The organism is Cereibacter johrii (genome assembly GCF_001720585.1).
GTDB classification, from domain to species: Bacteria; Pseudomonadota; Alphaproteobacteria; order Rhodobacterales; family Rhodobacteraceae; genus Cereibacter_A; species Cereibacter_A johrii.
Genome location: NZ_MABH01000081.1, coordinates 1 through 13,267, shown reverse-complemented (window position 1 = coordinate 13,267; position 13,267 = coordinate 1). Strand labels below are relative to the sequence as shown.

Sequence of the window (13,267 nt, the reverse complement as noted above, 5' to 3'; positions counted from 1 at the left end):
GGCCATCGCCGCCGATCCGGCGCATCGGGGGGTGGCGGCGGGCTTCATGGTCCAGGCTCTCGCCCGCACCAAGGGCGACCGCGACAAGGCGGCCCGCCTCCTCGAGGCCGAGGGCCATGGCGCGATCTCGGCCGCGCTCTCGGGCGCGAGCGAAGGCGCGGGCGGCGTGACCATCCCCCGCCCCCAGGCGGCCGAGCTGATCGAGATGCTGCGCGCCCGGGTCGTCGTGCGCGCCTCGGGCGCCCGCACCCTGCCGATGCCCGCGGGCGAGATGCGGCACGCGAAGCAGATGGGCTCGGCTGTCGCCGCCTATGCGGCCGAGAATGCCGCCATCGCGCCGAGCCAGCCCAGCTTCGACAAGATCGACCAGAGCTTCAAGAAACTCGTGGGCATGGTCCCCATCGGCAACTCGCTCCTGCGCCATTCGGGCGTGGCGATGGCGCAGCTCGTGCGCGACGATCTCCTGAAGGTGATGGCGCTCCGCGAGGATCTGGCGTTCCTCCGCGGCGACGGCAGCGCCGACACGCCGAAGGGGCTGCGCCACTGGATGCTGCCCGCGAACTGGACTGCCGCGCCGGTGGCGGCCACGCCGGCGGCGGCCGAGGCGGCGATCCGGCGGGCGGTCTCGCTCGTCGAGGATGCCGACGTGGGCATGGTCTCGCCCGGCTGGATCATGCGGGCCTCGACGAAGAACTGGCTCGCGAGCCTGAAGGACGCGAACGGGAACCCGCTCTTTCCCTCCATCGGCGCCTCGGCCCAGCTCATGGGCTTCCCGATCCGCACGAGCTCGCAGATCCCCGACAACCTCGGGGCGGGCGGCGACGAGACCGAGATCTATTTCGGCGACTTCGACGAGGCGATGATCGGCGACAGCATGGCGCTCGTCGTGGGCTCCTCGACCGACGCCTCCTTCGTCGACGGCAATGGCGCGACCGTCTCGGCCTTCCAGAACGATCTGACCCTCATGCGGGCGATCTCCGAGCACGACTTCGCGCCCGCGCATGACGAGGCCTTCGCCGGCTTCAACGCTTCCGGCTGGACGCTCTGACGCCCGGATCGCCGCGCGCCACCCTCCCCTGTCCACGTCCCTCCTCGGCCCCGGTGCTCGCCGGGGCCGAACTCGTTCGGGCGCCCCCTTCCCCTCCGCCCCGGCGCCTCCCCCCTTCTCCCGGAGAGATCCATGAAGACCATCGTCACCTTCATCCGCCCCTGGAACCGCTACAACCGCGGCGAGACCGCAGGCTTCGACCCGGCGACGGCCGCGGCCCTGATCGGCATCCATGCCGTGCCCTACCGGCCCGCCGAGGTGGCGCCCGCTTCGGCTCCGACCGCTGCCCCCGCTCCCGCGGAACCGCCGGCCCCCGCCCTGAGCTTCGAGACCGCCATGGCCGCGCTCGAGACCCCGGCCGAGACCGCGCCGAAGGCCGCCGCAGCCAGCGCCGATCTTCCGGTCCAGGGCCGGCGGAAGTGAGCCCATGCGCGTGATCGAGCCCCCGGCGCTCGCGGTGTCGGTCGAGGCCTTCAAGCGGGCGGTCCATCTCGACGGGCCGGACGACGATCTCCTGATCGCCGAGCTCCTCGCTGCCGCCACCGAGGTGGTCGAGACCGCCTCCCGCCGCGCCCTCATGCCCCGGCTCGTGGCCTTCGAGACCCCGGCCGGGCGCTGGTCGCGCTGGTATCTGCCCATCGCGCCGGTGATCGAACTGGTGGAGATCTCCGACCCCGCCGCCCGGCTCGTCCGCGGCTTTACCGAACCCGCGCTCGAGCGGACAACGGCCGAGGGCGCGGTCAGCCTCACCGCGCTCTGCGGCCACGAGGATCCGGCCCGGATCCCGCGCGGCCTCTGTCAGGCGGTGATCCTGCTTGCCAAGGAATGGCACGATGCCGGGATCGGCCCGGCCGAGAGCGCGCCGCCCCTCTCCTTCGGCATCCAGCGGCTGATCCGGCAGGCCCGCTACGCCCGGCCGATGGTGTCGGAATGAGAGCCCCGCGCTTCGACCGCCGGGTGCAGATCCAGCGCGCCACGCCCGCCGACGACGGCTTCGCCTCGGTCGAGGTCTGGGCCGATCATGGCGCTCCGATCTGGGCTGCGAAGGCAGACCTGAGCGACGGCGAGCGCTGGAGCGCGGGCGAGGTGGCGGCCAGCGTGACCACCCGCTTCACGCTGCACCGCACCGCCTTCGCGAGGGGCCTCACGCCGAAGGATCGCCTCCTCTGCGAGGGACGCAGCTTCGAGATCTCCGGCATCAAGGAAGGCGGCGCCGGCGGCCGCTTTCTCGAACTGACCTGTTCCGCGAGGACCGACCGATGAGCGTCACCGTCTCCGTCTCGGGCCTCCGCGAGATCGAGGCCCAGCTTGCCAACCTCTCCCGCGCCGCCGGCAAGGGCGCACTCCGCCGGGCGCTCCACCGGGCGGCGAAGCCTCTGGCCGAGCTCGCGGCCAGCAAGGCGCCCGAGCGCAGCGGCGCGCTGAAGGGCTCGATCATCGTCGGCGCGAAGCTCAACGGCCGCCAGACCCGGCTGCACCGACGCCTGTTCCGCGACGAGCGCGCCGCAGTCGAGCTCTTCGTCGGCCCCTCCTACCTGCGGGGCGACGGCGGCCGGCACGGCCACCTCGTCGAGTTCGGCACGCTCCACATGGCCGCCCAACCCTTCCTGCGCCCGGCCTGGGATCAGGACCGCGAGGCCCTCCTCGAGCGGCTCCGCGCCGATCTCGGGGAGCAGGTCTCGAAGGCCGTCGCCCGCGCCGAGAAACGCGCGGCCCGAGCGGCGGCCAGAAGGACAGGATCATGACAGAAGAGAAGAAGCACCCCGACGCGGTGGTGCGCCAGCTCGCCGATCTGGCGGCGCAGCATGGCTACGGCCTCATGGCGGTCGAGCTCGTCAGCCGCACGCCGGTCGGCGTGACCGTGCCGCGTCATATCTATGGCGCCCCCCGCCCAGCCTCGGAGGGCTGAACCATGGAGGAAGATCTCCGCGCCCTCCTCCTCGACGCGCCGGCAGTCACCGCGCTGGTAGGCCCGCGCGTCAACTTCGGCCGCCACCCGGGGGGGGAGCCGCTGCCGGCGCTGGTGCTCACCACGGTGAGCGACCGCGAGGGGCTCACGCTCGACGGGCCGGACGGGCTGCAGCGCGCCCGCGTCCAGATCGACTGCTGGGCAGCAAGCTATGGCGAGGCCAAGCGCCTCTCCCGCGCGGTGCGGCAGCGCCTCCACGGTCACTCCGGCGGGGGCTTCCGCGCCCTCATCCTCGAGGCCGCGCGCGATCTCGGCGCGCCCGAGGCTCCCGGGCGGCCCTTCCGGGTTTCGCTCGACTTTCTCGTCACCTACTCAGCATAGGAGGGCCCGATGGCCAGCAGACAGATCACCGCCTATGGCGCAAAGGTGGAGCGATCCACCGATGGAGAGGCATACACCCCGATCCCGGAATGCAAGGGGATCGCGGTGCCCTCGGTCGAGACCGACTATCTCGAGGCGACCTCGCTCGACAGCCCGAACGGCTTCAAGGAGTACATCAAGGGCCTGAAGGACGCGGGCACCATCTCGCTCCCCTGCGGCTATACGGCGGACGGCTACGAGCAGCAGCTGGCCGACCAGGCCGCCCGCGACCCGATCTTCTACCGCACCACGCTCGCCCCCGCCCCGGGCCAGGCCACCGGCGACATCTTCACCTTCCGCGGTTTCCCCACGCCGCAGATCGAGGGCAACGATGTGGGCGCCATCGTCGGCATGACGATCTCGATCCGCACCACCGGCGATGTCGCCTGGACCAAGGGAGCTGCGGCATGAGCACGGTGCGCGGGATCCCGTTCGAGGCCGCGGGCACCGTCCGCACCCTCGCCTTCACCACGGCGGCGATGGTCCGCTATCAGCGCGCGGCCGGCGAGACGCTGATCGCGGGCGTGCTCGCGGTCGAGCGCGACGGCTTCGACGCCGAGCGCGTGGGCCGGCTCGTCAATGCCGGGCTCGGCGGCAAGCTCACCGAGGAGGAGGTCTTCGCCCTGATCGATGCCGTGGGCTATACCGAGGCGATCCGCCTCATCGGCCGGGCCTTCAAGGAAGCCTTCCCGGTGCCGGAGCCGAAGGCCGCCCCCGACGCGGCGGAGGAACCCGCGGGAAACGGCGCGGGGAGGTCGGAGGCGACCCCGACCCCGTAGCCCCGCTCCTCGAGCATTGGCTGGGCGAGGCGCTCGACTGCGAGCAGTTCTGGCGCCTCACGCCGCGCGAGGTGGTCGAGGTGCTCCGCGCCCGGGGCCGCCACCGCACGCGGCGCCTCGAGGAGCACCGGGCGCTCGCCCATTATCTCGCCGGCCTCTCGGCCTTCGCCTTCCACGATCCGAAGGCCATGCCCGACTTCCGCCCCGCCGGCGCCCCGCCCCGCGCGGCCGAGGCCGCCGTCCATACCGCCGACCACGAGCGGGTGCGCGGCGCCCTGATCGGCATGGCGCTCCGCGCCCGCTGATCCGGCCCGCCATTCGCGCTTCGTGAACGGCGTCCCCCTCCCGCTCCCCTCCTCTCGAAAGGCAGGTGCCATGTCCGCATCGGTGATCGGCGCGCTGAGGGTGAACCTCGGCCTCGACAGCGCAGAGTTCCAGACCGGGCTGAAGAAGGCGCAAGGGTCTCTGGGCCTCGCCGCGCGCTCCTTCCTGGCCTTCTCGGCCGTGGGGGCCACGGCGGGCGCGGCGCTCACCGGGATCGTGGCGCCCACCGCGCGGGCGGCGAACGAGATCTCGCGGCTCTCCCAGGTCGCCAACACCACGCCCGAGGCGCTGCAGCGTTGGTCGGCGGGGGCGCGGACGGTGGGGGTCGAGCAGGAGAAGCTCGCCGACATCCTGAAGGATGTGAACGACAAGGTGGGCGACTTCCTCTCGACCGGCGGCGGCGAGATGAAGGACTTCTTCGAGCAGATCGCGCCGAAGGTGGGCGTCACGGCCGAGCAGTTCCGCAATCTCTCGGGGCCGCAGGCGCTGCAGCTCTATGTCTCGAGCCTCGAGAAGGCGGGCGTCTCGCAGGCGGAGATGACCTTCTATATGGAGGCCATCGCGAACGACGCGACCCTCCTCCTGCCGCTTCTGCGTGACAATGGCGCCGAGATGGACCGCCTCGGCGTGGCCGCGGCCGGGCTGGGCGCGGTGCTGGGCGACGAGGCGGTCGAGGCGCTGCGGCGGACGCATCTGGCGCTCGGGCAGGTCTCGACGGCCGTGGCGGGTGCGCGCGACCGGATGGCGGCCGATCTCGCCCCGGCGGTCGAGGCGATGGCGCTCGCCTTCACCGCTTCGATGCAGGAGGGCGGCGCGCTCAGGTCCGTGCTCGACGGGCTCGGCACCGTCGCGGCCGGCGCGGCGCAGGGGCTGATGACGCTCGCCGATCATGCCGACATTCTGGCCTCGGGGCTGGTGGGGATTGCGGCCACGGCGGTGCCGGGGCTCGTGGCCTCGCTCGCCACCATGACCAGCGGCATGGGGATCGCCACGCTCGCCACCACTGCACTGACGACGGCCCTCGGCGCGCTCCGCACCGCCATCGCCATTGCCGGCGGGCCCTGGGGGATCCTCGCGGGGGCGATTGCCTCGGCCGCGGCCTACTTCCTTGTCTTCCGCGACAATGCGGGCCTCGCCGAGACCGCCGCTTATAATGTGCGGGATGCGGAGCTTGCCCTGCGCGGCGAGCTCGAGGCCTATGCCACCGCCTCGAGCCCGGCCGCGCGCGAGGAGAGCCGCAAGCGCGTCATCGCACATTACGAGCAGGCGAAGGCGGCGCTGACCGCGGCCGAGGCCGAGCTCGCGCTGGCCGAAGCCATGGGCGAGGACATCCAGCCGGGATCCCTGATGGATCAGGCCGGCCCGGAGGAGGGATCGCGCAGCCTCGATGCGCGCCGCGAGAAGGTGCGCGAGCTCACGCGGAACGTCCGCGAGATGGCCGAAGCGGTGAAGCAGGTCACCGCCACCGGCGGCGGCGGGGCGACTGTGATCCCCGCGCCGAAGGCGGTGGCCGCCACCACGGCCGAGGTGAAGAAGCTCGGCGGCGCGGGCAAGAAGGCCGGGCAGGACATCAAGGAGGGCATGACGGAGGCCGATGAGGCGGCGAAGCGGCTGGCCGACACGCTCGCGACCAACGTCTCGCAGGCGATCAACAGCCTCGTCGACGGGGCGGTGGACTGGATGCTCGACGGCTTCCGCGGCGGCTTCCGCGGCCTTCTCGATCTGGGCAAACAGACGGTGCGGGAGCTCGTCGCCCTCTTCCTGAAGAACAGCTTCACCGTCCGCGTGGGTCTGGGCGTCTCGGGCGGCTGGTCGGCCGGGGGCTACAGCCTCGCCGGCACGTCCTCGGGCGGCACCGGGGGGCTCGGCCTTCTCGGCAATATCGGCGGCGCGGTGGGCAACTTCATCGGCGGGATCACCGGGCCGCTGCAGGCCGGGCTCGCAGCCGCAATGGAGGGCGGGCTCTCGGCCGGGGTGCAGGCCTGGACCGCCTCCATGAACGCGAGCGCGGCCGGTGTCTTCGGCGGGGCTTCCGCGCTCGGGACCATCGCGGGCTCGCTTCTGGGCGGCGCGGCCATCGGCGGGTTCCTGTCGGGGGGCTACAGCCTGATCGGCAGGAACCCCTCGATCACCAGCGGCCTCGGCGCGGGCGTCGGCTTTCTGGCCGGCGGACCCATCGGTGCGCTGATCGGCGGCGCTGTGGGGGGCGTGGCGAATGCGCTCTTCGGGCGGAAGCTGAAGGATTCGGGGCTCGAGGGCCGCTATGTCGACGGCACCTTCAGCGGCAATACCTACCAGTTCTACAAGGGCGGCGTCTTCCGCTCGAACAAGACCAAACGGAAGGCGCTCGATCCCGAGATGCAGGCCGCGCTCGACGAGACGCTCGATGCGATGCGGATCAGCGTGGGCGGGGCGGCCGCCATGCTCGGCTCCGCGGAGAACGCGCTCGAAGGCTTCTCCACCTCGTTCAAGTTCTCGACCAAGGGGATGAATGCCGAACAGGCCCAGGCCGCGCTCGAGGCGCAGCTCGGCCGGATCTCCGACGAGATGGTGGCGCAGATCTTCGGCGCGCCCACTCAGGTGACAGAGGGGAGCGGCCTGTTCGGCGCGCTGAGCGGGCTCAGCCAGAACCTGCCCGGCCTCCTCGGCGGAGTGACGCGGACGGTCTACCAGCTCTCCGACGAGTTCAAGGCGCTGCAGGTCACCGGCGAGACCGCCACCGAGACGCTCACCCGGCTTGCGGGCGCGCTGTCGTCGGCCAACGTCTGGATGGACCGGCTCGGCAAGGCGGACTTCGCGGGCTCGCTCGCGGGCGGCGGCGAGGCCTGGGACTTCGCCGAGATCTTCGGCGGCACCGAGGCCATGAACGAGGCGGTGGCCGCCTATTACGGCGCCTTCTACAGCGACGGCGAGCGGCTGGCGCAGGCGAAGAAGGAGCTCGGCGAGGCGCTGAACCTTCTCGGCATCGACACGCTCCCGGGCAGCACCCGCGCCTTCCGGGATCTCGTGGAGGCGGCCTTCGGCGCGGGCGACGAGGAGCTGGCGGCGAAGCTGATCCAGCTCGCCCCCGCGATGGCCGCGATCACCGATCAGACCGAGGCGCTGACCTCGGCGCTCGAGGATCTCGACCGCCAGTCGCTCTTCGCGACCCGGGCCGAGGCACTCTTTGCCGCGACCGCCGAGGGCCATCGGCTGGCCGCGCCGAACGCCGGCGACCCGCAGGTCCGGGCGCTCCTCGGCCAGCTCATCGCCGCCGTGCGCGAGGGCGACATCAACAATGCGCGCCTCACCTCGCGGCTCCTCGCCGTCCAGGAACGCGCGAGCCTCGATCCCGCCGCATGACCTCGCCGTTCGCGAAGCGCGAATGACACGGCGCCCCGCTCTCCCGGAGATCCTCTCATGAAGATCCTGAAGCCCGTGCCCATCGGCGAGGCGCAGCTCGTCTCCGCCTCGATCCCGGAGACCGATCACCCGGTCTGGAAGGCGAACGTGACCTATGCCCGCGGCGCCTTCGTCATCAGCCGGGCGAGCCATACGGTCTATCGCTCGCTGCAGGACGGCAACCTCGGCCACGATCCGGATCTCGAGCAGCTGGCCCTCGCCGATCCGCTGATCGACGATCCCGATCCCGTGAAGTGGCAGGTGATCGGCGCCACCAACCGCTGGCGGCTCTTCGACGGCAAGCCCTCGGCCCGCGCCACCGCGGCCGAGGCGATCACCGTGGAGCTTGCGCCGGGCGTGGCCATCGCGGGCGTGGCGGGCTTCGAGATCTCGGCCGCCAAGGTGCGCGTGACGATGACCAACGGGGGCGCCGAGATCTATGCCCGCGAGATCGCCATGCAGGACGAGACGGTGGTGGGCGACTGGTCCAGCTATCTCTTCGAGCCGATCACCGAGCTCTCGGAGTTCGTCCTGACCGACCTGCCGCCCTATGCCCATGCGGTGCTGAAGATCGAGGCGCTGCGCCCCGGCGGCACCGTCAGCATCGGCCAGCTCGTCTGCGGCCCGCTCTGGCCCGTGGGCCGCACCGCGATCAAGGGCTCGGGCTTCCAGGGCGTCGACTTCAGCTATGTGGCGCAGGACGAGTTCGGCGACCTGACCACCGTGAGGCGCGCGGCGACCCGCCTCAGCAGCTTCGAGGTCTGGGTCGAGAACGCCCGCCTCCTCGGCCTCGATGCCCGCCTCCGGACGCTCCGGGGCGGCACCGCGGCGGTCTGGATCGGCGACGACGATCCGAGGAAGGCCGCCATGAACTACGGCTTCTATCGCGGCTACCGCTCGGCCTACCAGACCGACGCCTGGAGCCTCCTGCAGATCGACGTGCAAGGAATCGTCTGATGCCCATCCCTCCGAGACCACCGGCTCCTCCGCCCGCATTGCGCTCGAACCCCGAGACCTTCAGCGCCAATGCCGAGGCCACGATCCTCTATCAATGGGGCGCCTTCCCCACCTGGATCGAGGCGATCGCGCGCTTCACGGAGGCCCAGGCCGAGGCTGCGCTCACCGCAGCACTCGGGGGCGATCTGCCGCCGCTTGCGGGCAAGGCCGGCCAGTTCCTCCGGGTGAAGGAGGACGGCAGCGGCCCCGAGCTCGTGGCGCGCCCCGCGGGCGATGCGCTCGAGGCGGCGGCGGGCGGGATCATGGTGAAAACCTCGACCGGCCTCGCGCCCCGCTCGCTCGTCTCGGCGCCGAACACGGGCATCCAGATCCTCTACGGCTCGGGCTGGGTGGACAATCCGACGATCAACGGCGTCACGCGGTCGACAGCGCAATGGCGCGATGCCTCCGACACGACCGAGGCGGTCCTCAGCCCGGCGAAGCTGGCGGCCGTGTTCGGTTCGGCGGGCGCGGCGCCGAGGTTTACCTGCCGCGCCTGGGTGAGCTTCGACGGCACCGGCGCCTCCCCCACGATCCGCACCGGCGCGAACGTCTCGAGCATCACCGACCACGGGACCGGCAGATATACGATCAACTTCGCCACGCCGATGCAGGATGAGAATTACGCCCTCGTCAGCACCTGCAAGGGGGCCGGGAGCCTCGCCGTCATGATCGACGCCCTCCCGACCGCGAGCGGCTGCACCATTCGCCTGAACAACGGAAACGGGACGTTCTACGACAGCGAAGTCGTCTGCGTCTCGGTCTTTCGATAGGAGCCGGAATGAGAAAGCGCATCATCTATCGAACCTATGACGGCGGCGTGGCCGTCATCACTCCGGCGCCCGGCTGCGGGCTTACGCTCGAGGAGATCGCCGCGAAGGACGTGCCCACGGGCAAGCCCTACAGGATCCTGGACGCCTCCGAGCTGCCGGCCGACCGCGAGTTCCGCGCCGCCTGGACGGTCGACGAGGCAGACCTGACCGATGGGGTGGGCGCATGATCGTCCGCATCGACCCCGAGAGGAAGCGCGCGATCCAGGCCGGGCGGGCCCGCGCCGAACGCGACCGCCGCCTCGCCGAGACCGACTGGCGCACGGCCCCCGACCGCCCCGACGCCGCCGCCTGGACCGCCTATCGCCAGGCGCTGCGCGATGTACCCGAGCAGCCGGGCTTCCCGGCCGAAATCTTCTGGCCCGAACCGCCGGCCGCCTGAGGCGCCCCGCCTTCCCGATCATCATGAGAAGGCCCGGCCGCTCCCGGCCGGGCCGCCACCCGCGCATGTTGCGCACAACAGGAGCGGCGCGATGCCGGAAAAGGGACTGATCGACACCATCACGGCGCTCTGGGGCGGGGCCATCGCCACGCTGATCGCGGCTGCCATGGGCCGGCTCATGTATCACACCGGCGAGGTCCGCGCCCGCCGCCGCGCCTTCTTCGGCCGCGAGCTCCTCTGGGAGATCCCCGCCCTCGTCGCCATGGCCTTCGTGGGCGAGGCGCTCAGCTCGTACCTCAACCTCGACGGCCGGGCGGCCATGGGGCTCGTGGCGATGCTGGCCTATCTGGGGCCACGCGGGACGACGGCGATGCTGGAGCGGCTCTGGCGGGGAAGAAGCGCGGGGTGAAGAAAAAGTTGGCGCCGAGACGGCTAAACGAGTGCCGCGCCTGACTATGACGACGTAGCCGTCGGGAACAGTCGGCGTCTTGCCATAGTCAGGCGCGATGGCATGGTATTGTGCAGCCTGCCGCTCCCTCTCCGAGTACTCTGCACCAAACATGCTGATGAGGTCGCTCCTCCAGCACGGCAAGATAGAGATCTGCGGGTTGCAGGTATTGCCAGCGACAGCTTGGAACTTCTACTTTGTCTCAGCTATGATAGGAACCTGACCCAGAGGAACCCCGCTAGTAGTAGGCTAGGCGACCTCCTACTGAGGCTAGGGAGACTGCAAACCAAATGGATGGACTGGGTGTCACACAATGATAACACGCCTCGAGATCGATGGGTTTAAGTCCTTTGAGAAATTCTCCATTGACTTCACACCATTCTCTGCAGTTGTAGGACCAAATGCCAGCGGAAAGTCTAACTTATTTGACGCAATACAGTTAATTTCGCACCTCGTGGAATTAGATGTAAGATCTGCACTCCTCGGGCTCCGAGGTGAGCCTGAAGAGCTGTTCAGGAAGACACCGGACGGCCAATGCAACACCATGTCATTTGCGGTCGAGTTGCTTCTGCCCCCAAGCGGCACGGACCCATTCGGGGTTGAGTTTGAGGTTAAGGCTCGACGTCTCAGATATGAAATCACATTGGAGATGCGCATCGGCAAAGACGGCGGAACCTCGGGTATCTTTGTTTCACGGGAGCAGTGCCTTCGAATAAAAAAATCTGAGGACAGATCAGAGTTCGTAAGGAGGATCAATAATAAGCTGGGATACGGCGGCAACATCGGCGATTTTCTGCTGACAGAGACAGACGATAATGGAGCTCCGATATTCAAGATGCGTCAGGACGGCGGAAGCGGGAAGCCTCGCATTATTCCTGCTCGAGACGCATCGAAATCCGCAATATCCACAATACCAAACGCCGAATTCCCACATCTCTGGGCGGTGAGGAGCTTCCTGTCCGGCATTAACTTTCTCGAAATCAACGCAAGGAGCGCAAGGAGCGAAAACGATAGGTTCGAGCAGCAAACAATGCGCCCGGACGCATCAAACCTATCTGCGGTACTAGCTAGAATTAAGGACGAAACATCTTCTGAAATCAGGCCTGACGGCGTCCTTAATGACATTTCACAGGGCTTATCGCGCCTCATTCCTTCGGTTAAGAAGGTTATTAGCATTACCTCGGCCGACAAGAAGGAGTATTCTTTCGAAGTTAAGATGGCCGATGGAGAACAATTTAGCTCAAGAGTTATCTCGGACGGCACACTACGGCTTCTCGCACTAATCACCTTTCTCTACGACCCCAAAAGGAGCGGCCTTTTGTGCTTCGAGGAGCCAGAGAATGGCGTTCATGAAGGACGAATATCCGCTTTAGTCGAAACCCTGCGCGAGGCTTCCGAGTTTGATCTGGAGGATTGCCTCCAAATTATCATAAATACGCACTCACCCGCGGTAATGCGCTACCTAAACGACACCGAGGTTATAGCGGCAGACATCGTGAGTCGAACTAGAGGAACCACAACTCGAAAATCTACTCGAATGCGGAGGGGCGTTACAAGTCAAGTCGATATGTTCAACTCAGATCATCATCTTACACGCTTTGAAATCGAAACACTCCTTCGCTCGGCCGGAGGTTCCGTGTGACGTACATTGCCTGGGCCCTTTATGTAGAGGGGCCGACCGATTCCGAATACCTTAAGGTGCTCATCCCACGGTTAATTGGACACCTCCTCCGAGGCTCCAATGGCGCACTCACAACGGTTCCCGAATTACCCGCCCACATCTTCGGAATACCTCGCCTAGACCTTGACAGAATAGCCAGTCGAGTTTGCGAAGGGCGAGACGCCTTTCATATCCTTTTTGTTCATGGAGACACCGGCGGGCGGGCATTGGCAGATCAACTCCCGAACCGAACTTGCGCCCTTTGCCGCCGAATTGAAGAAAATTGCGGATTTCCACGATCTCGCTGCGTAGTGGCCGCCCCAAATCGTGAAATAGAGGCATGGACCCTCGCGGACATTTCTGCACTAAGGCGGGTATTTGGCCTCAGCGCAAATGCGTCTGTAAGGAGCTTACCGACCGCACCCACTGAAGTAGAGAGTCTTAGAGACCCCAAACGAGTAACCCAAGATTTTCTACAAAGTATTCAAAGAGGCACTCGCAACAGGAAAACGCGCTGGCCATTTGAGCTCATCGCGCAAGAACAGGAAATAAATCTCTTACTGCAGGTTCCAAGCTTCGCAAGATTTTCCGCCGCATTGCGGGATGCTCTTAGAGGACTCGGCCACCCCGACATCTAGCACCCTTTCATTATCACGGCTTTGTATCCCTCCAGATCCGGAGCTGCATAGCAAAAGCATCCTTTGCCTAGCACTGTGGCGGATTTTTGCCCCGCTCTTACACGGCCGAGATGTTGTGCGATCTCGGCCCGCCCCAACCTTGGCGGCAAAACTGTTCAAGGCTGCTTAGGGCAGCACCGAGGCGCAGGAGCTCCTCGTCTCGAACCGCGAGCGGATCGCGACCCTCCTCTGAAAAACCCATCCTCTCGACCACCCACGCCCCGCCCTCGAGCGGGGCTTTTGCATATGGAGAAAGACGTGACGACATCCGACATCCAGCGGCTGCTCGCGGCCGCGGGGCTCTACCGCGGCGCCATCGACGGCAACGCGGGGCCGCTGACCCAGGCGGCCGCAACGGCGGCGCTCGAGGGAGAGCCGGTGCCCTGGCGCGCCTGGCCCTCCCGCCGGCAGCG

General features: G+C 68.0%; 17 protein-coding genes. All 17 read left to right on the top strand.

Features of this window, described 5'->3' with window-relative positions:
* The coding region (locus A9O63_RS06540; RefSeq protein ID WP_069331198.1) for a phage major capsid protein at window positions 1-1,048 on the top strand (1,048 nt) is incomplete at its 5' end.
* A 132-nt stretch (window positions 1,049-1,180) separates the two neighbouring features.
* Window positions 1,181-1,471, top strand: coding sequence for a hypothetical protein (locus tag A9O63_RS06535; RefSeq protein WP_069331197.1), 291 nt, complete (start codon window positions 1,181-1,183; stop codon window positions 1,469-1,471).
* A gap of 4 nt (window positions 1,472-1,475) precedes the next feature.
* Window positions 1,476-1,982, top strand: a complete 507-nt coding sequence (locus tag A9O63_RS06530) for a hypothetical protein (RefSeq protein WP_069331196.1) — start codon at window positions 1,476-1,478, stop codon at window positions 1,980-1,982.
* Complete coding sequence (locus tag A9O63_RS06525) at window positions 1,979-2,311, top strand: head-tail adaptor protein (protein ID WP_069331195.1); 333 nt, start codon at window positions 1,979-1,981, stop codon at window positions 2,309-2,311. Before A9O63_RS06530 ends, A9O63_RS06525 begins: the two co-directional genes overlap by 4 nt.
* A complete protein-coding gene (locus tag A9O63_RS06520) occupies window positions 2,308-2,793 on the top strand; it encodes an HK97-gp10 family putative phage morphogenesis protein (RefSeq protein ID WP_069331194.1) in 486 nt (161 codons plus the stop codon). Before A9O63_RS06525 ends, A9O63_RS06520 begins: the two co-directional genes overlap by 4 nt.
* The gene (locus A9O63_RS21890) at window positions 2,790-2,957 is read left to right on the top strand and encodes a hypothetical protein (protein WP_084295667.1); all 168 of its coding nucleotides are present in this window, start codon (window positions 2,790-2,792) and stop codon (window positions 2,955-2,957) included. Before A9O63_RS06520 ends, A9O63_RS21890 begins: the two co-directional genes overlap by 4 nt.
* 3 nt (window positions 2,958-2,960) lie before the next feature.
* Window positions 2,961-3,338, top strand: a complete 378-nt coding sequence (locus A9O63_RS06515; RefSeq protein WP_069331193.1) for a DUF3168 domain-containing protein — start codon at window positions 2,961-2,963, stop codon at window positions 3,336-3,338.
* A 9-nt stretch (window positions 3,339-3,347) separates the two neighbouring features.
* Window positions 3,348-3,788 (top strand): phage tail protein, encoded by a 441-nt coding sequence (locus tag A9O63_RS06510; protein ID WP_069331192.1) that lies wholly within the window; start codon window positions 3,348-3,350, stop codon window positions 3,786-3,788.
* Window positions 3,785-4,156, top strand: coding sequence for a hypothetical protein (locus tag A9O63_RS06505; RefSeq protein ID WP_069331191.1), 372 nt, complete (start codon window positions 3,785-3,787; stop codon window positions 4,154-4,156). Before A9O63_RS06510 ends, A9O63_RS06505 begins: the two co-directional genes overlap by 4 nt.
* Before the next feature lie 80 nt (window positions 4,157-4,236).
* A complete protein-coding gene (locus tag A9O63_RS06500) occupies window positions 4,237-4,461 on the top strand; it encodes a hypothetical protein (RefSeq protein WP_141703050.1) in 225 nt (74 codons plus the stop codon).
* 70 nt (window positions 4,462-4,531) lie between these two features.
* Window positions 4,532-7,822, top strand: a complete 3,291-nt coding sequence (locus A9O63_RS23070; RefSeq protein WP_069331189.1) for a hypothetical protein — start codon at window positions 4,532-4,534, stop codon at window positions 7,820-7,822.
* Window positions 7,823-7,879: 57 nt separating this feature from the next.
* Window positions 7,880-8,818 carry a hypothetical protein gene (locus tag A9O63_RS06490; RefSeq protein WP_069331188.1) on the top strand — a complete coding sequence of 313 codons (939 nt, stop codon included), beginning with the start codon at window positions 7,880-7,882 and terminating at the stop codon, window positions 8,816-8,818.
* The gene (locus tag A9O63_RS06485) at window positions 8,818-9,630 is read left to right on the top strand and encodes a hypothetical protein (RefSeq protein ID WP_141703049.1); all 813 of its coding nucleotides are present in this window, start codon (window positions 8,818-8,820) and stop codon (window positions 9,628-9,630) included. Before A9O63_RS06490 ends, A9O63_RS06485 begins: the two co-directional genes overlap by 1 nt.
* An 8-nt stretch (window positions 9,631-9,638) precedes the next feature.
* The gene (locus tag A9O63_RS06480; protein WP_069331186.1) at window positions 9,639-9,857 is read left to right on the top strand and encodes a hypothetical protein; all 219 of its coding nucleotides are present in this window, start codon (window positions 9,639-9,641) and stop codon (window positions 9,855-9,857) included.
* A complete protein-coding gene (locus A9O63_RS06475; RefSeq protein ID WP_069331185.1) occupies window positions 9,854-10,069 on the top strand; it encodes a tail fiber assembly protein in 216 nt (71 codons plus the stop codon). Before A9O63_RS06480 ends, A9O63_RS06475 begins: the two co-directional genes overlap by 4 nt.
* A 91-nt stretch (window positions 10,070-10,160) precedes the next feature.
* Complete coding sequence (locus A9O63_RS06470) at window positions 10,161-10,478, top strand: phage holin family protein (protein WP_069331184.1); 318 nt, start codon at window positions 10,161-10,163, stop codon at window positions 10,476-10,478.
* Between the two features lie 352 nt (window positions 10,479-10,830).
* On the top strand, window positions 10,831-12,159 hold the full coding sequence (locus A9O63_RS21885) for an AAA family ATPase (protein WP_084295665.1): 1,329 nt from the start codon (window positions 10,831-10,833) through the stop codon (window positions 12,157-12,159).
* Window positions 12,160-13,267: the final 1,108 nt, after the last annotated feature.